The organism is Krasilnikovia sp. MM14-A1259 (genome assembly GCF_047159535.1).
In the GTDB taxonomy this organism is placed as follows: Bacteria; Actinomycetota; Actinomycetes; order Mycobacteriales; family Micromonosporaceae; genus Actinoplanes.
This window is the reverse complement of the sequence record NZ_BAAGAJ010000002.1, coordinates 7,418,261-7,436,161: the sequence shown is the minus strand read 5'-3', so window position 1 is coordinate 7,436,161 and position 17,901 is coordinate 7,418,261. Positions and strand designations below refer to the sequence as shown.

15 protein-coding genes are annotated in these 17,901 nt (G+C 70.7%); 3 read left to right on the top strand and 12 right to left on the bottom strand.

Going from position 1 to position 17,901, the window contains the following annotated elements; all coding sequences use genetic code 11:
* Positions 1-807: a DeoR/GlpR family DNA-binding transcription regulator gene (locus ACMCNK_RS33750; RefSeq protein ID WP_412740373.1), complete on the bottom strand. Its 807-nt coding sequence runs from the start codon at positions 805-807 to the stop codon at positions 1-3.
* A gap of 262 nt (positions 808-1,069) precedes the next feature.
* Between ACMCNK_RS33750 and ACMCNK_RS33745 the strand changes: the two genes are divergently transcribed.
* Positions 1,070-2,065, top strand: coding sequence for an N-acetylglucosamine kinase (locus tag ACMCNK_RS33745; RefSeq protein WP_412740372.1), 996 nt, complete (start codon positions 1,070-1,072; stop codon positions 2,063-2,065).
* 18 nt (positions 2,066-2,083) lie between these two features.
* On the opposite strand, the gene ACMCNK_RS33740 is transcribed toward ACMCNK_RS33745, so the two are convergent.
* Genes ACMCNK_RS33740 through ACMCNK_RS33730 form a run of 3 tightly spaced genes read right to left on the bottom strand, consistent with a single transcriptional unit; the run spans position 2,084 to position 5,174 of the window.
* Entirely contained in the window at positions 2,084-2,908 is an 825-nt protein-coding gene (locus ACMCNK_RS33740; RefSeq protein ID WP_412740371.1) for a carbohydrate ABC transporter permease, read from the bottom strand.
* Positions 2,905-3,897 carry a carbohydrate ABC transporter permease gene (locus tag ACMCNK_RS33735; protein ID WP_412740370.1) on the bottom strand — a complete coding sequence of 331 codons (993 nt, stop codon included), beginning with the start codon at positions 3,895-3,897 and terminating at the stop codon, positions 2,905-2,907. Before ACMCNK_RS33735 ends, ACMCNK_RS33740 begins: the two co-directional genes overlap by 4 nt.
* A complete protein-coding gene (locus tag ACMCNK_RS33730; RefSeq protein ID WP_412740369.1) occupies positions 3,894-5,174 on the bottom strand; it encodes an extracellular solute-binding protein in 1,281 nt (426 codons plus the stop codon). The genes ACMCNK_RS33735 and ACMCNK_RS33730 overlap by 4 nt, the downstream gene beginning before the upstream one ends.
* A 222-nt stretch (positions 5,175-5,396) precedes the next feature.
* On the opposite strand from ACMCNK_RS33730, the gene ACMCNK_RS33725 reads away from it, so the two are divergent.
* Positions 5,397-6,506 (top strand): N-acetylglucosamine kinase, encoded by a 1,110-nt coding sequence (locus tag ACMCNK_RS33725; RefSeq protein WP_412740368.1) that lies wholly within the window; start codon positions 5,397-5,399, stop codon positions 6,504-6,506.
* Between the two features lie 96 nt (positions 6,507-6,602).
* Here ACMCNK_RS33725 and ACMCNK_RS33720 read toward each other — a convergent pair whose 3' ends face one another.
* From ACMCNK_RS33720 to ACMCNK_RS33695, 6 genes are all read right to left on the bottom strand, one after another.
* Positions 6,603-7,886: a GH25 family lysozyme gene (locus ACMCNK_RS33720; protein WP_412740367.1), complete on the bottom strand. Its 1,284-nt coding sequence runs from the start codon at positions 7,884-7,886 to the stop codon at positions 6,603-6,605.
* Positions 7,887-8,093: 207 nt separating this feature from the next.
* Positions 8,094-9,203 (bottom strand): P1 family peptidase, encoded by a 1,110-nt coding sequence (locus tag ACMCNK_RS33715; RefSeq protein ID WP_412740366.1) that lies wholly within the window; start codon positions 9,201-9,203, stop codon positions 8,094-8,096.
* A 233-nt stretch (positions 9,204-9,436) separates the two neighbouring features.
* On the bottom strand, positions 9,437-9,871 hold the full coding sequence (locus ACMCNK_RS33710) for a DUF1003 domain-containing protein (protein ID WP_412740365.1): 435 nt from the start codon (positions 9,869-9,871) through the stop codon (positions 9,437-9,439).
* 182 nt (positions 9,872-10,053) lie between these two features.
* The gene (locus ACMCNK_RS33705) at positions 10,054-10,272 is read right to left on the bottom strand and encodes a hypothetical protein (RefSeq protein ID WP_412740364.1); all 219 of its coding nucleotides are present in this window, start codon (positions 10,270-10,272) and stop codon (positions 10,054-10,056) included.
* A gap of 165 nt (positions 10,273-10,437) precedes the next feature.
* Positions 10,438-11,085, bottom strand: a complete 648-nt coding sequence (locus tag ACMCNK_RS33700) for a TMEM175 family protein (RefSeq protein ID WP_412740363.1) — start codon at positions 11,083-11,085, stop codon at positions 10,438-10,440.
* An 83-nt stretch (positions 11,086-11,168) separates the two neighbouring features.
* A complete protein-coding gene (locus ACMCNK_RS33695) occupies positions 11,169-11,720 on the bottom strand; it encodes a hypothetical protein (protein ID WP_412740362.1) in 552 nt (183 codons plus the stop codon).
* Positions 11,721-11,825: 105 nt separating this feature from the next.
* Here ACMCNK_RS33695 and ACMCNK_RS33690 point away from each other — a divergent pair, with 105 nt between their 5' ends.
* Complete coding sequence (locus tag ACMCNK_RS33690; RefSeq protein ID WP_412740361.1) at positions 11,826-12,350, top strand: PadR family transcriptional regulator; 525 nt, start codon at positions 11,826-11,828, stop codon at positions 12,348-12,350.
* A gap of 92 nt (positions 12,351-12,442) precedes the next feature.
* On the opposite strand, the gene ACMCNK_RS33685 is transcribed toward ACMCNK_RS33690, so the two are convergent.
* Together ACMCNK_RS33685 and ACMCNK_RS33680 are read right to left on the bottom strand one after the other, a co-directional pair.
* A complete protein-coding gene (locus ACMCNK_RS33685) occupies positions 12,443-14,770 on the bottom strand; it encodes a hypothetical protein (RefSeq protein ID WP_412740360.1) in 2,328 nt (775 codons plus the stop codon).
* Positions 14,771-14,775: 5 nt separating this feature from the next.
* Positions 14,776-17,709, bottom strand: a complete 2,934-nt coding sequence (locus tag ACMCNK_RS33680; RefSeq protein ID WP_412740359.1) for an MMPL family transporter — start codon at positions 17,707-17,709, stop codon at positions 14,776-14,778.
* Positions 17,710-17,901 lie beyond the last annotated feature (192 nt).

Sequence of the window (17,901 nt, the reverse complement as noted above, 5' to 3'; positions counted from 1 at the left end):
TCACTCCGGGCCGGTGAGCGCTGGGGCCACGAGCACGCGGGCACCGGCCTGCTCCAGCATGCGCACGGCCGCCGGATCGGCGGCGGAGTCGGTGATGATGGCGGTGACCGTGGACAGTACGCAGACCCGGCCCACCGCGATGTGGCCCAGCTTGGCGGAATCGGCCAGCACGTACGTCTCCGCGGCCTGGCGCAGGATCGCTTGCCGCAACGGGATCTCGTCGAGGCGGTCGCTGGTGATGCCTGCTTTCGGGTGGATGCCGGTGGCGGCGATGAAGGCGCAGTCGGCGAAGAAGTGCTCGAGGAAGCGTTCGGCGCTGGCGCCGGTGCATGCCAGATCGGCCCGGCGCAGCTGCCCGCCGGCGAGGTGCACCTCAACCCCTTCGCGGCCGGTGAGCTCTGCGGCGACGGGCACGGAGCAGCACAGCGCCCGGCCGGCGAACGTGGCCGGCAGCGCCCGCGCGGTCTCCGCGACGGTGGTGCCCAGGTCCAGGATGACCGTGTCGGCGGGTTCGACCAGGGCCGCCGCGGTCGCGGCGATCGCACGCTTGGGGTCCAGGCGGAGGACGGCGCGCTCCGCGATCGCGCTCTCCCAGGCGCGGTCCTCCTGAGCGACGGCGCCCCCGTAGACGCGGCGCAGCAGCCCCCGTTCCTCCAGCACCTGCAGGTCGCGACGGATCGTCTCCCCCGACACCGAGAACCGTTGCGCAAGATCCTCGACGCGGACCCGGGCGTCTCGGCGCAGCTGTGCAGCGATCTGCAGGCGACGCTCCTCGGGCAGCGCGGCTGCGAGCAGTTCTTCCTTCATGTGCTGCGACTCCGCTTGGTCAACCGGGTGTTTCGGATCGGCAGCGCGATGACGCACCTGCGTCGCAATGGCCGGCGAACATGTGGCGCACCGCGATGACGGCACACCGGAAAACTATCGATGTCTGGGGGTTCTAGTCAAGAGTGGTCATGGATTAGTGTGGAGTGCACCGCTCCGCGTTTCCGCCCGGGCCCCGGCGCCGACGACTGCGACCCACCGCCCGACGACCCTCCCGAACGCCGCCACCTCTCAGGAGTACGCGATGCCAAACGCCACCGCGGCGAGCAGCCTGGTTCTGGGGATCGACGCCGGCACCGGCCTGGTCGAGGCCGTGTGCGCGACCACCGACGGTCACGTGGTCGGCCGGGGCCGATCCGGTTCGGCGAACGCGATGGCGCTGCCGGTCGCCGAGGTCGTCGAGCACCTGAGCGCAGCCGGTCGGCAGGCGCTGTCCACTGTCGATCCCGCACAGGTCCGGGTCGTCGTCGTCGGCGCCGCCGGTGTGCTCCGCTTCACCCGGGGCGCCGCCGTCGAACCGCTCGCCGGTGTGTGGCGGCTGGCGGGCCTGACTTGCCCGGTCCAGGTGGTCGCCGACGCGGTGACCGCGTTCGCGGCCGGAACGCAACGACGGCACGGTTCAGTGCTCATCGCGGACATCGGCGCGATCGCCGCCCGGATCGGCGACGGGAAGGTGCTGGAGCGGGTCGACGGCAACGGCTGGCTGGTGGGCGACGACGGATCCGGCTTCTGGCTCGGCCGCCAGGCGGTCCGCGCGGTCTTCGCCGAGCTGGACCACCGCGGCGAGCCGACTCTGCTGACTCAGGCCGTGCTGGCGACGCTGGTCGGCGAGGAGTCGGTGCCGGCCGATCCGGCCGAGCAGATCCTCGTGCTGCGCGACAGCGTCTACGACGGACCGCCGATCGCCCTCGCCGGGCTGGCTCGGCTGGTGCCGGCCGCCGCCGAGGCCGGTGACCGGGTCGCGCAACGGATCGTGGACCGCGCGGTCACCCTCCTCGTGGACTCGGCGAACTCTCTGAACGCCGACGACCCGGACGAGCCACTGGTGCTCGCCGGATCACTGCTGTCCGGACACGGCCCGATCGGCCGGGAGGTGCAGCGGCGGCTGGCCTCGTACCACCAGGCTGATCCGGTCCTGGCCGGCAGCTGCGCCGGCGCCGCCGCCTGGCTGGCCGCCCGCAGCGTCACAGCCGACATGGATCCGTACGCGCACCGCCGGCTGACCGCGCCGGCGAACTGACCGGCGCGGTCAGCCGGCTCAGCCCTTGACCGCGCCGGCGGTCAGACCGCCGGCAACCTTGCGCTGCACGAGCATGAAGAAGACCACGACCGGCAACGCGATGAGTGTGGAGCCGGCCATCAGCGGCCCGTACTCGGTCCCCTCGCCGAGGGTGAAGTGGGTCAGCCACAGCGGCAGCGTGTAGTGGTTCGGGCTGGAAATGAGGAAGTAGGTGAGCAGGAACTCGTTCCAGGCCAGGATCATCGTGTAGATCGAGGTGGCGACGAGGCCGGGCAGTACCAGTGGCAGCACGACCCGGATGAACGCGCCGAACCTGCCGCACCCGTCCACCATCGCGGCCTCCTCCAGCTCGGCCGGAATGTTGGTGAGAAAACCCCGCAGCGTCCACACCGCGAACGGCATCGCGAAGGCCAGGTAGGCCAGGACCAGCCCCGGCAGTGTGTCGGTGAGGCGGGCGGCGCTGAACATCAGGAACAGCGGGATGACGACCGCGTTGAGCGGGACCATCTGCACGATCATCACCGTGAGCAGCAGCGCCTTGCGGCCACGGAACCGGAAGCGGGAGATCGCCAGCGCCGCCAGGAAGGCCACCGCCATCGCCGCGACCACGGCGAGACCCGTGACGATGACGCTGTTGCGCAGCGCGCGCCAGAACAGGGCGTCCGTCACGACCGTACGGAAGTTGGCCAGCGTGGGATGGTGCGGCCAGAACTGTGGGGTGATGGTCTGCATGTCCCGGCCGGGCTTGAAGGCGGTGTTCGCCATCCAGTACACCGGGAAGGCCCAGAATCCGGCGACGGCGAGCCCGCACCCGGTCCAGATAAGCCTGCGCGGCCGCGTCATGCCGAGTCCCCCATCCGCAGGATCTGGCGCAGGTACGCGACCATGACGCCGAGCAGGAGCGCGACCGTGACGACCGCCAGCGCGGCGGCGTAACCGTAGTCGTGGCTGTAGTAGGCCTTCGCGTACGCGTAGATGCCCAGGGTGAAGTAGTCCCGGGTGGGATTGGACTGGCGCAGCACCCAGATCTGGGTGAACACCTGGAAGTCCCAGATCAGCGACAGTGCCGCCAGCATGAGCAGGATCGGCCGCAGCAGGGGCAGGGTCACCCAGCGCAGCACCTGGACCGGGGACGCGCCGTCGACGCGGGCGGCGTCGACCAGCTCACGCGGGATCTGGCTGTGTGCGGCATGCACCGTGATCGCGATGAGTGGCACGGCGCCCCAGACGACCACCGCCGTCGCGACGGCCAAACCCTGCGTGTTTTCGAGGTACCAGTTGTGCTGCGGAATGCCGAGCAGATCGTTGAGGACGCCGTAGTTGTAGTCGGTCATCCACGCGAACATCTCGGTGGCGACCGGGTGCGGCACCGCCCATGCGAGCACCAGCGAGAAGGTCATGATCCATCGGCACCAGGCCGGAACCACCTGCATCAGCAGGGCCACCGCCACGCCCACGAGCATGGACAGGACGACCATCGCGGCCGCGACCAGCACGGTGCGCTCCAGGACCGTCCAGAAGAAGCGGTCGCTGAAGATCCGACGGTAGTTGTCCAAGCCGGCGAACGACGGCTCCGCGTCCGGGTTGAAGATCTGCGCCAGCCCCCATCGCTGGAAGGACAGAACGACCAGCTTGACCAGCGGATACCCGAGCACGCCGGCCAGCACGAGCAGCGCCGGAGCGGACAATGCGTACGGGGTGAGCCCGGTGCGCCGGCGCCGGCGTCGCGCGGGCGGCGTTCCTGACCCGGTCGCCGCCGTCCCGGGCGGCGTCCGGCGGACCGGCGTGCCCTCCGATCGATCCGCCCTCGGGGTGGTGCCGGTCGACGTCACGGCTGGTTGAGATTCTTCTCGATGGCCAGGTCGGCGGCTTTGGTGGCATCGGCGATGGGCCGTCCGGTGGCCACGTCCACGAGCATCTGGTTGATGACCTTGTCCTTTTCCACCTGCGCCCAGTTCGGCGCCGGCGGCACGGACCAGGTGTGTGCGAGTGCCGCGGAGAACGCGGCGCGCAACGGATCCGCCGAGGTGATGGTCTTCGTGTTCGCCAGGAAGCCGCTGGCGACGAACTGCGTCTGCCGTTCCGACGACGTGTACGCCTTGATCCATTCCTTTGCCCAGGCGGGGTGCCTCGCGGCCTTGGCCACCGCCAGATCGGAGCCGCCCAGGTACGGAGGCACCAACTGGCCGGGTCGGGTCGGGCTCGGCAGCGGGAACGTGCCGATCTTGTCTCTCAGCGCGGGATCGCCCTTGGGCCCGAAGACTGCGCTCATCTGGCCGGACGTGTCGTAGAACATCGCCGCCTCGCCGGAGACGAGCTGGACGTACGAGTTCACGTTCGTCTTTGTCCGGTCGCCGCGATATCCGGCGTCGATGAGCGACTTCCAGTGCGCCAGCCCGGTCTGCGCCGGTGCGGACTCGAGTGTGGCGTGCCAGTGCCCGTCCGCGGACCGGGTCGCGATCTGGCCTCCCGCGTCGAACACGAACGGCAGCCCGCCGTACGGGTAGGAACCGGGCAGGTAGAAGGCGGAGAAGTTCGGGTCGGCCGTGTGCCTGGCCGCAATCGTCCGTACGTCGGCGAGCAGCTCGGGCCAGCTCGCGGGCGGAAGGGAGATCCCGGCGTCCGCGAGGATGTCCTTGCGGTAGATCACGGCGCGGCTCCCCCCGTAGTACGGGACACAGAACAGCTTGCCGTCCGTCGTGCACGAGGCGGTGAGCCCGTCGAGCCAGGTCGACGAGTTGTCGAAGCTTGCCCGGTCCGCGGTCAGGTCGGCGAGCGCTCCGGCCGCGATGTACTGGGCGGTCTCGCTGTTGCCGAACTCCAGGACGTCCGGCACCGCGCCCGCCTGTGCGGCCGCGTCGAATTTGGTCAGATGGTCGGTCCACGACTGGTAGGCCACGTCGACCCTGACGTTCGGATACGTCTGGTGGAAAGCGGTTGTCGCGTCCGCGACGGCGCGCGGCCAGAGTGTCTGCGCGTCCGTCTGCAGCCATACGGTGATGGCACCGTTCGGGTCCTGAGCCGTCGAGTCGGCACTGCCGGACGAACAGGCGGCCGCCGCGAGCAGCGCGCCGCAGAGCACCGGCGTGACAACGATCCTTCCGTTCATCACACACCCCCAGATTCCACATAAATCCAAGGTGTTTCGTCGGCGACCTCGCGACCTGATGTAGGCCACGCATGTCGCACGATCCGCTTGTGGCACACCCAAGCAGGTGGCGGGATTCCACGTCAAGGGTCATGGCGTCCTGTTGAGACGGCGCGATGATTTTGCCATCATTCCACAGGAGACCACAGCATCGGCTGGTGCGGCGCAAAGGAGTACAACGGCATGCCCGGCTCGGCATCCCGCCAGGAGCGACTGGTCCTGGGCCTCGACGTCGGCGGCACATGGACGCGGGCTCTGCTCGCCACCACCGCCGGACGGCGGATCGGCGTGGGGCGCGCGGCTGGCGCCAACCCTTCCGCGTACGGCGTCACCGTTGCGGCACAACGGATCGCGTCGGCCGTGGGCGCCGCCCTGCGTACGAGTGACCCGAGTGCGGTCGAGGCGTGCGTGGTCGGATTGGCCGGTGCGAGCCAGTACGCGTCCGACCCGGACACCGTCCGGGGCTTCGAGCGGATCTGGACCGCCGCCGGGCTCACCTGCCCGGTACGGGTGACCAGCGATGTGACCGTCGCGTTCGCCGCCGGTTCCCCTGAGCCCGAGGGATCGGTCCTGATCGCCGGCACGGGCGCGGTCGCCGCCCGGATCCGGGACCGGGAGCCGGTTGCCGTCCACGGCGGCCACGGATGGCTGCTCGGCGACGACGGCTCGGGCTACTGGATCGGCCGCCAGGCCGTACGGTCCGCGCTGTCCGCCCTGGACGGACGCGCACCCATGTCTGCGCTGCCCGAGCTCATCGTCGGGTGGTATCTCGCCGGGAGTGCTGCCGGACTGTCCCCCGCCACCCGTCGCTCCGCGGGGCACCCGGGCCCGGCACCGGTCGCCGGGCACGGCATGCCGTCCGGCGACCCGCACGCAGCGGACGCCGCCGCCCACAGCTCGGCACGGGAATCGCTGGCGACGCTGATCCGTGAGGTCAACCGACGGCCCCCGACAACACTGGCCGAGCTCGCCCCGCTCGTGATGCAGGCCCACGGCACGGGTGACACCGCCGCCGAATCGATCGTGCGCGAGGCCGCCGACCTGCTCATGGCCGATCTCGAACAGGTCGCGACGAGCGGCACTCCCGTCGTGCTCGCCGGCGGGTTGCTCGCCTCGGCGGGACCGGTGCGCGATCTTGTCGTGTCGGCGATCCTCGCCCGATGGCCCGACGTCGATGTCTGCACCGCCCGGGACGGGCCCGCGGCGGCGGCGTGGCTCGCCGCGCTGCCCCTGTTGGCCGGGGACGCGAAGGCGCGCGCGCTCCACGCCCGGATGGTGTCACGCGCGCGATGAGGGCGACGCCGCCACGGTCCGGTCCCGGCAGCCGCCCCGTGGACGCCGCCGCTCGACGACGTCCACGGGGCTGACCTGTGCGCACGGAGAACGCATTCACTGTCCGGCGAGGAAATTCTGGTCGCCGAGGTGGATGAAGTGGTCGGGCCAGGACACGTGGAACGCCGGGTGACCGTTGGACGTGTCGTCAGCTCCTGCGGTGGTCATGCGCAGCGTGGAGAACGCACTGTCCTCCCGCAGGTTGTACTGCGCCAGCTCGATCGATCCGTCCGCGTCGACGGCGGTCACGTAGGCGACGTGTCCGACCGTGAACGTGCCCCGATTGCTGCCGTTGTCCCACTGCGCGACGGCTCCCACGTGCGGCTTGCCATCCACCACGTAGCCGGCCGCCTTGGCGTTGACGCTCCAGTCTCCGGCGTTTCCCCAGGCTTCGCGGACCGGGCCGAGGTCAAGACCGTTCGACGGGAACCATCCCCGCGCGGGGATGGACGCCGGATGCTGGTCGCCGCCGTTGTTCTTGTACGCCATCCACGCGGCGAAGGACACACACTGGCCGTAGCCCATGCCCCACTGGTCGCCGCCCTGGCCGATGGTCAGCCCCGCCCACGGGTAGTCCAGGACGTCGGGTGGGCCGCCGGTCGACGTGCTCGGCGCGAACTTCTTCAGCTGGCTGTAGGAACCGTTGAACACGTCGAGGTCCACGGAGCCGCTGATGCCCGGGACCGTGCCGGTGCTGGTGTACTGCCAGAAGGTCTGCCACGGCCAGCCGCCGGGAATCGAGGGGGCGCTGACTCCGTAGTGGGCGATCCACAGGGGATTGGTCTCGGAGAAGCGGGTGGTGTCGGCGACGCAATCCCGCCAGAAGTTCGGCGAGGCGTAGATGACCACGTCCTGGCCGGTGCGGGACTTGACCGTCGAGCCGAAGCCGGCGATGTAGTTGATCCACGCGGTCGAGGACAGGCCGTCGCACGCGCCCTGGTAGGGGTTCTGCTCGACGTCGAGCACGGGCGGCAACGACCAGCCGTCAGCGCGGTAGCCGACCTGGTCGAGGAACATGCCGGCGTGCGTGGCACCGGCCTCGAAGACCGGCTCGGCGAAGAAGTACGCGCCGCGCAACAGCCCGGCGTTCTTCGCGCCGGTCATCTGCTGGGCGAAGTAGGGGTTCTGGACGGTTCCGTCGGCGGCGGCGATGTACGCGAACCGGTAGCCGGCCGACGCGACCCGGCTCCAGTCGATCGATGGCTGGTATCGCGACACGTCGATGCCCGCGACAGTCGCGGCGGCGGCGGCCGGTGCCGTGAGTGGCGGCAGCACCGGTGCGGCCACCGCGGTCAGCACGAGGAGGGCCAGTCTGGCAAGCAAAGAGCTGCGTTGACGCATGGGGATGCTCCGGCTCCGAGGCGAGGGGATGGGGTGGAGTGATCGGGGCCCCTGTTAACGCTGATCAGCAATCCACATTATTCGATGGAATTTCACATCAGTAAAGTGGCATCGCAAGATCTCTTACTCAGCTGTGATCCTTTTAGGACCGATATCGCCCATTTTCTGCAGCAGGTATTGCCACAACAATCCACGAGCTGGGCCGGATTACCGGCAACGAAGTCGCGCCAGCACTTCGGTCAACAACTCCCCTGGCAGTGCGTACGCGGTGGCGCCGGCGCGGCCGGTCATCGTGCGGGCGGCGAGCATCGCGTTGAGAACGGCCTCCTCGGTCGCGTCGACGGCGGCGGCGAACAGACCGGTGATGCGGGAGTCGGCGAGCATGCGGATCCGGTGCTCGGGCGGGGCCGTGTCGTGGTCGCCGGTCAGCCCGGTGTTGCCGACAGCGAAGGCGAGAAACAACTCTCCGCTGTGGTGATCGCCAACCGCGCCCAGCCGGGCGAGACCCAACGGGGCCCGACGCGCGAGCCGGGCGCACTGATGGGGCAGCAGCGGGGCGTCGGTGGCGATGACGCCGATGATCGAGCCGGCCCCTTCGGGATGGCTGCCCGGCCCCGGCAGCGGCACGATGCCGGGCCCCACCAGGCCGCCGACCGCGACGCCGTCGACCGTGAACCGGGCGCGGCAACCGTGGTTGGCCTGGACGAGCACGCCGACGGTGAAACTGCCGTGCTCGTCGGTGACGACGCGGGACGCGGTCCCGATGCCGCCCTTGAAGCCGTGACAGATCGTCCCGGTGCCGGCGCCGACGTTACCCTCGGCGACCGGGCCGGGACGCGCCCCGGCGAGTGCCGCGAGCACGTGCTCGGGCCGTACATGTTGGCCGTTGATGTCATTGAGGCGTCCGTCCCACGTCTCGCCGACGACCGGCAGCGCCCAGAACTCGTCATCGGGTCCGCGTTGCGCGGCCTCCCAGGCCACCAAGGCGTCGCGCACGACACCCACGCTGTGCGTGTTCGTCAGGGCAACCGGCGTGCAGAGCAGTCCGGCCTCGCGGATCCACTCCAGCCCGGTCAGCTCGCCGTTGCCGTTGAGCCGGTGGCAGCCGGCGAAGACCGGCTGGTGGAAGATCGTCGCGGGGCGAGGCAGCACCACGGTGACCCCGGTCCGTACACCGGGGTCGGCGACGAGCGTCGTGTGGCCGACGAGCACGCCGGGCACGTCCGTGATCGCGTTGTCCCGGCCGGTCGGCCCCCAGGCCGGGCCGAGGCCCAGGTCACGCGCGCGCACGGGTGACGGGCCGGACGCAGACGACACCACCGGGCACGGCAGGGCCCCGGCGGCAGGCGGTGGCCCCGGCGCCACCCGCGTTCGCCCTGGTCCGGCGCCCGACAGCGAGCAATACGCCGGTGACGGCAAGAACATCGCGGCCCATGGCCATCGCACTCTCCTGGATGGAGGCCAGGGTGACGGTCTCCTGGCTGGTTCGGATTGCCCGCCGCTTCAGCATGAGCCCGGTCGCCGCCTTCGACAAGCAGCCGTGGAGAGGATCAAGGCAGGTCGCGGTCCTTGCCGTCGCCCTGGTCGACCAGGCGCCGGTGCAGTTCGGTGGTCAGCCGGTGGATCTCCCGGGTCAGCTCCGTGTTCGTCTTGAGCTCCAGTTCCTGCTCCTGGAAGTCGTGGTCGGCCTTGGCCTGCTGGAATGTGGCCTGACGGTTCTGCCCGATCATGACGAAGGTGGACAGGAAGATCGCTTCGAGGGAGACGATGAGCGTGAGGGTCGGCCACGGGTTCAATTCGACAAACAGCATCCACAACGTGAATCCCACCGCGTGCAGGTAGACGAAGTTCATCGACCCGGCGAACTGGGTGATCTTGTCGGCGAGCCGGAGCTGGAAGTCCGCGGCTCGCCGGGCAAGTTCCTGCTCCACTATCGGGTGGCGACGATCCGTCACGGTCTTGCCGGGGTGCATGCGACCTCCCATGCCGTCAGGTTGCCCAGCGGGCGCGTCCGCACCCTGGCGCCTGTCTACACGGTGTCCTGGTTGTCGCGTCGGACGGAGTCCTCGGCCAGCTTCTCCGCGTCATGCGGCTTGTCGGCACGCAGGATCCTGACCTGCCGCTGTTCGTCTGCGAGCCACGCCCCGCAGATCGGCCCGGGCCGGGCCTATCGGATGCGGCCGACGATGAAGTAGGCGGCGGGCACGATCCCCGCGGAGTTCACCAGCACACTGGAGGCCCACAACCATTTCGGTCCCCGTACCTGATCCGGGCGGCGCCGCTTGAGGTCGATCAGCATCGCCGCCTTCAGCGCGGACTCAAAGGCCGCCGCCACGATGATGTACCGGCGTTGCCGCTGGCTGAGCTCATTCCATCGCCTGCCCACGAGACCTCCCTCCCTCTCGAACAGGTCGACGCTACGCCCGGGAGTACACCCCCATGGCCTCCACCCCCCATCCGGTTCGCGGGGTCTGCGCCGCGAACCGCGCCCGGGCAGCCGCGATTCGATGGCCGACGTCGGCGCATCCGCACACGGACGACCTGCCTTGGTTCACGCCGTGGAGGCTGCTCGCCGAGCGAAGCGGATGGCGGATCTCACCACGGGCAGGAAGATCCACGACAACGACGCCCAGTGGGTCATGAACGCGATCGGGATCGAGATGGTGAAGACCACGATGACCGTGGTCATCCAATCCAGCGTCTCGGTGATCGCCCCGGGTGGGGTGTTTGCTCGCAGCAGGCCGCGCCGGCGTAGAGCGGTGAACGCCAGGACGAGGCACAGGGCGGCCAGGGCCTGGTCCGCCGCGTACATGCTGAATTGGACCTGAAACCCGTCGGCCTCGCTGGTCAGCATCTTGGTCGTGAACGGCATGACGACGATCATGAGCAGCCACACCAGGTTCGCCTGGATGACGCCGCCCACCAGGCCGGTCGCGTACCTGAACAGCCGGTGATGGGCCATCCATTGCATGGCGACCGCCGTGAAACTGATCAGGAACGCGAGGTACTCCGCTGAGTGCTCGCGCAGGAACTCGAGTACGCCGTGGTTGCCGTGGACGCTTCCGGTCGGCACCGGCAACTCCAGCGCCAGGAGCGTGATGGCGATGGCGATCACCGCATCCGAGAAGTAGATCAAACGTTCCGGGCTGACCGGCACGGCACTGTCGGACTGGGCACGTTCGGCCACGGTCTCGGTCATCGACGTTTCCCCTTCCTCCGCGGCGCGCGGCCGCACGGTTGACGCTTGGTGTTCCGCCGGCGCATCAGGGCCCGCGGCGCGGGTCATGCCCGGGCCTGTCGGGCGGCGGCCTGGGCTCGGCTGGCGTATCGGCCGGAGATGGCGAACGGGATCACGAACCCCAGGAGCTGCGCGAGGACGAGCGGCACGGTGGCGGCGTGGTCGTACCGGATGATGAGGGCGCAGACGATCGCGGCAGTGGTGAAGCCGGCGGCCCAGATGGCGGTCAGCACCATGTTGACCTGGATGAACCGGGGAGCGTGCCAGAACTCGCGGGGGACCTGGGTGCGGGCGATCGCCAGGGTGAACGGGCGGCGCACGGCGAGCGAGGCCGCGGCCACGCCCGCCAGGGTGCCGTTGGCCAGGGCACAGGTCCAGCGGTGCAGCTCCGACGCCGGGTCCGCCAGCACGATGCCGGCCATCACCACGAAGAACGCGCACGTCGCGGCGCCGAGCAGGTCGATGCGACGGGCGCGTGCCTGTCCGGCGAGCAGCAGCAGGGCGGCCAGGGCCGCGGCGCACATGCCGAGCCGCCAGTCGACGGAGCTCAGGGCGGCGTAGCACAGCCAGGGCGCGAAACCGCGTACGTAGTTCACCGGTGGTTCTCCTTCACGAGGCTTGAGGAGTACCCTCCAAGACTGACATGTCATCCTTGAAACGTCCAGGTGTGACGGGTGAATCGGGGAATGTAGGGTGGCCCCATGAGCCTGCGTCACGCCGTCCTCGGGCTGCTCGCCGAGAAGCCAGCCAGTGGATACGACCTGCTCAGGCAGTTCGAGACCTCCTTGGCCATGGTCTGGCCCGCCCAGCAGAGCCAGGTCTACGGCGAACTGGGCAAGCTCAGCGAGGCCGGCCTGATCGAGGTCACCGGGACCGGCGCCCGCAACCGCCGCGAGTACGGCATCACCGACGCCGGGCGCGCAGAGCTTCGTGACTGGCTCACCGACGCCGACCTCGATCAGCCCTTCCGCAGCGCCGCCCTGCTGCGCGTCTTCTTCCTGTGGACCCTCAGCCGGCAGGAGGGCACCGCGTACCTGGAACGGTTCGCGCGGCTGAACCACGAGCGTCTCACCGCGCTGGAGGCGATCCGAGACAACGTCGAATGGGCCGGCGACCCTGCTCAGGTCGCCGCCTGGCTCATTCTCGAGTACGGCATCCGAGGCTCGCGGACCGCCGAGGAGTGGTCACGCTGGGCCGTCGAGCAACTCACCGAACACCTCCCTTAGCCCGCGCCGCCCGACCATCACCCGGCGAGCCGGGGTCGGGGGCAGGGGCCGAGACGATGGGCCCGGCCCCTGCGACGGCGCTGAGCCCGGTGTCAGGCCGCAGACGCGTCGTCCGCCGGGTGATTGACGCCGCGCGGCCAGCGCCGGACAAGGCCGACGACGGCGGCGCAGGCCAGCAACAGGCCCACCGCGACCATGATCCGTGTACGGGCGCCGCCCTCCGGCGCCGCAGACGGGTCGGCCGCCGCCGAGGGGTCCATCCGGAAGGCCCACATCGCCGACCCGGTCGCGCCGTCCGGGGCGCCGTACGGCAGTGCCTGCGCCGCGCGCTTGTCCATCGCGGTGAACAGGGCCGACACCTGGGCCGGGGTTGCCGAGCCGGCGACGATGCTCTCGGTCAGTGTCGCGGTGCCCGCAGTGTGCAGATGCTCGGCGCCGGTAGCGGCGTTCTTCCCGCCGTCGGCACTCTTGACGGTCTGCGCGGCCAGGTCGGCCGCTCCCGCCGCGCCGGCCGCGGCGCCCTCGGCGAGCTGGGCGCTGCCCTTCGCGACCTCGCCGGTGCCGCGTTCGAGCGCCGCGGCGCTGTCCGCCGCAGCCGACGAGCCGGCCGCGATCCGGGCCGCGCCCTGGTTCACCTGATCGGCGGCGACGCTGCTGTGACCCGCGGCCGAGGCCAGCGCGGTGACGCCGCTGACCTGCTGGGCCAAGCCCGCGACGAGTGCGTTGAGGCCCTGCAGTACTCCCTTGGTGGCGGCGGGGCCGCCGTCCGGGTTCGACAGTGCCACCGTGATGCGGTGCAGCCCGTCTGCGGTCGTGGCGAGGCCCCGGCTGAGGTCTGCGGCGGCGTCCTCGGTGCGCCCGAGCCCGGTGCTCAGCTCTCGCAGAGCCTTGGCCGCCTTGGCCAGCTCGTCGCCGAGCGTGTCGATGCCGGCGGCGCTGCCCGTGCTCTGTTTGAGCGCCTGGCGCAGGTCCGCGCAATCGGCGGCGGAGAGCGGGCCGCCGGGCCGGCAGTCGGCGTCGATGATGCCCGAGATGAGCGTGGCTGTGCCGGACATCGCCGTGGACAGTGCCCCGGTGCTGCCGGCGCTGGATTCGATGCTCTTGGCGAGGGTACCGGCGTTGTCTGCCGCGGATCGCAGGCTCTTGTCCAGTGCCCCGGCGCCGTCGGTGAGCCGGTTCAGGGCGCCGAGGACGCTGTCCGGGTCGTCGGCGGAGCCGAGCTGGGCCACGATCTGCTGTACGGCCGACTCCAGCGCCTGCGCTCCGGCGAGGCTGGCGGTCATGCCGGTGGTGCCGGACAGACGGGTCAGGGCCGCATCGAGCTGGGCCAGCCCGTTGCTGAGCTGTCGGGTACCGGTGGACAGATCCGCCGCCGAGGACGCGATCTCACCGGTGCCGCCGGCGAGTTTCGCGGCGCCGTCACTGGTTTCGGCGGCTCCTTTCGCGGTCGCTTTCGCGCCGGGGACGAGCTGACCGTTCAGCTGCTTCTGCAACGTGTCCGCTCCGTCAGCGATCTGTTTCAGCCCGTCGGCGAGGCCGGCGATCCCGGTTTGCAGGGCGACCGCCTGGTCGTCGACGGCGTCGGCGCCTTCGGCGAGCTTCACGTTGGCCTCGTTGGTGCTGTGGAAGGTCCGGGCGGTGAACGCGCTCGCCGGGTCGGTGCCGGTCGTGGCCGGGATCAGTTGCATCACGGCCGCGGGGATGTCCGCGTCGGTGACGTCGGCGCTCAGGCTGACCGTCGACTGGGGACTGCCCATGGGCGGCGCGAGCATCAGGTTGAACGCCACGTGGCTGCCTCCGGTGGCCGTTCCGGAGACGGTGCCGCCGTGGGCCGTGACGTTGCGGTATCCGGCTGGCAGCTCGGCGACGAGGTCACCGACGAGCGGGGTGAAGACCTTCTCGGTGACGGTGTGTGCGGTGCCGCCGGAGTCTGCGTAGGTGATCTTCGTGTCCGCAGCGGAGCGGTTCGTGACCGTGTAGGTGATCGTCAGTTTGCCGCTGCGGCCCCGCAGGTCGGCGGGTGAGACGGTCCGTCCGTCCAGTTGGTACTGGGCGTGCAGGCTGATGGGGACGGCATCGGTGACGGTCGCCTCGGTGGCGAGCTGGCCGCCCGCGCGTACGGTTTGCACGAGGTCATCGCCAGCGACCTCGGGCCGGCGGTATCCCCGCAGGTTGCGCAGGTGCGTGGTGGCGGAGGGGTTGCGGACCTCGGCCTCACCCGTGCCTGCGGCGGTGAGCACGTCGACCAGCTGGGCAGAGACCGGGGTGCCGCTCGCGTCCACGCGTACGGTGACGGTCTCGTGGTCGGTCACCTGCAAGGCCGCTTGCTGGGCTGCGCGGACCGGCGCGCTGGGCGCCGTGACGCCGACCAGGATCAGCACGGCCGCGGCGGCGACGGTGCGCCGGAGTGGCGGGGTCATCGCGTTCACGTCCGATCGTCGGAGGGCCCGGCGGCAACGGTGGCCTCAGCGGCAGGGTCTTGTCTTTCCTCGGCGCTGTCGTCGAGGAGGGCCTGGAGGTCGCTCGGTGGCGGGGGTTGGCGGTGCTGCGGGCGCCGCGGCCTGGCGACGCGGGCGGCGATGCCGTTGCCGAGGACGCGTCCCAGCAGCGAGAGGGTCAGCCCGGCGGCGGACCACAGCAGGGCGGCCGCGGCGGCGGCTGCGGGGTCGCCGGCGTCGAAGGCCCAGGCGATCCAGAATGCGACGGTCCCTGCCGTGGCGGCGACGAGCGGGAGGCGACCGCGGCTGAGCAGTGACGGGGTGACGGCGAGCACGATCGCGAGCACGATCGTCACGCCGGCGGCCGACGGCACCGGGGGAAGCCGGACACCGGCGAGCGTGGCGGCCAGTGCGCCCGCGCCCACGCCGAGGGCGAGGCCCGCGCTGCGGGCGCCGACACCGGCACCGGTGCCGAGCAACCTCGCGAGCGGCGATGCCGGCGCCGGGCCGGTGCTGCCCCCGACGAGCAGTCCGAGGAGCACCGCGACGATGGTGGCGGTGGCCGCGGCCACCGTGCCGTGGTGCACCGCGATCTTCACCATCAGCACGGCGAGCGGAATCGCGGTGGTCGCCGCACTCCACCGGTTCCAGTGGAACAGCGTGCCGCGACGGGTGTCCGGTCGTGGCCGGTCTGGGACGTGCGTGCCGTCGAACGTGGACGGGTCGGCCTCGATGGAAATCCTGGGCAGCAGGACGTCGAGCAGCGGCGGCAGCCGCCACTGCCGCTGCCCGACCAGGACCATCACCGCCGGGACGAGCAGGCAGCGCACGACGGTCGCATCGACGGCCACGGCCACGGACAGTCCCAGGCCGAACATCTTGACGATCGGATTGGTGTTGATCATGAAGCTCGCGAAGACCGACACCATGATCAGCGCCGCACTGCTGATGATCTTGCCGGTGTCCGCCAGGCCCAGGCGCACGGCCCGGGCGTTGTCCCGCGTGGCGTGCCAGTGCTCCTGCACCGAACTGAGCAGGAAGACCTCGTAGTCCATGGAAAGACCGAAGAGGATGGCGAACATCATCATCGGCACGTACGACTCGATCGGGACGGGTCCGTCGAGACCGATCAGATGGATCCCCCAGCCCCACTGGAACACCGCAACGACCACGCCGTACGCCGCCGCGATGGAGATGAGGTTCATGACGGCGGCCTTGGCGGCGAGCCAGACCGACCGGAACGCCAGCAGCACCAGCAGGCAGGCGAACGCCACCACCGCGCCGATCAGGAACAGCAGCCGCTGCGAGATGCGCTCCGCCAGGTCGGCCTTCGTGGCGGTGAGCCCGCCGACATGACCCTCGGTGCCCGTGGCGGCCAGCGCCTGCGGCAGCGTGGCGTTGCGCAGGCGCTGAACCAGCTCGACCGTACGCTCGTCCGACGGCGAGGTCTGTTCGGTGACGCTGAAAACCGCCACCGCCGAGTCAGCACTGATCACGGGTTCGCTCACCGCGCGTACGCCGGGGGTCTGCTGCAGTGTGGTGCGCAGCGCGACCAGGCGCGGGTCGCGCGTCCGGACGTCCTTGCCCTCCCCCGCCTTCTCCCCCTGCGGCGCGGCGGCCGGGTCGAACATCTCGACCACGATCCGCAGCGGGCCGTTCGCGCCCGGCCCGAAGCCCTCGGCCAGCGTGTCGTAAGACCGGCGCGACTCGGTGGACGCCGGCAGCTGCCCCGCATCCATCTGACCGAGGTGCAACGCCAGCACCGGCGCGCTCAGCGTCAGCAGCACCACGGACGCGACGACCGCGGTGGTCCACGGGCGCCGGGCCACCCGGGCGGCCAGCCGCGCCCACCCGGTGCCGTCCAGCTCGGCCGCGTCCCGGCCCGTGGCCGCCGCGCGGCGGCCCGGCAGCGACCAGCGGTTGACGCCCGGGCCGAGCCATCCCAGCAGGGCGGGCGTCAGCGTGACCGCGGACAGCAGGCTGACCGCGACGACGACCGCGGCGGAGTACCCGAGCCAGCCGACGAACGAGACGCCGGACAGGGCCAGCCCGCACACCGCGATGATCACCGTGCCGGCCGCGACCACGACCGCCCCGCCCGAGGTCGCGGCGGTACGCCCGACCGCCTCCTCGACCGGCAGCCCGCGGGCGAGCAGGCGACGGAAACGCACCACCAGGAAGAGCCCGTAGTCGATGCCGACACCCAGTCCGATCATCGTGGCCAGAGTGGCGGCAACGGTCGGGACGTCGACCGCGTTGCCGAGCAGCTTGAGCAGGGCCAGGCCGCCGCCGACCGCGAGGATCGCGGTGCCGATGGGTACGCCCATCGCCACGGCAGACCCGAACGCCAGCAGCATGACGACGACCGCCATGACGATGCCGATGAGTTCGCTGCGGTGCACCGGACTGCGGGAGAGCTGCTGGCCGAGCTGGCCGCCGACCGAGACCTCCACACCGGACTGCCGGGCCGGCCCGGTGGCGTCCCGGACCCGCTCGGCCAGCTCGACGGTCGCCACGGAGTCGGACTCCGGGGTGACTGTGAGGTAGCCGATGCGGCCGTCCGGGCTGAGCGAGTCGTCACCGGCGGCCGGCGGATCGCTGACCACGCCCACACCGGGGATCCCCCGGATCCGCGCCGCGGTGCTGTCCAGGGCGTTCGCGTACCTCTGGTCGGTGAGCTTGCCGGTGGGAACCTCGAAGACGATCCGGCTGGGCTCGGCGGCCTTGCCGGGGAACTCCCGGTCCAGCAGGGTCTGTGCCACCATGCTGTCGCTGCCGTCGACGGCGATCGCGTCGGCGTTGCCGGCGCCGAGCCGGTTGCCGGCGACGATGAGGAGCACCGCGACGACGACCCATCCGAGGGTGACCACCCGCGCGTGCCGGGCGCAGGACCGGCCGAGGCGGTAGAGAACGGATGTCATCGGTACGCGAGCACACCGTCATGGGCCGCACCGGCCGCGCGCATCGGCCGGGGAGTCCATCCCGTTGCGGGTTCATTCATTGACACGCTTGTCAGCGAACCGGTGAAACCTTCCCGGCCGCCGCCGCCAACCTGCCTGTTCGCTGAGGATGCGGACGGCCACGATCGGCGATCACAAGATCACTCACCGTTA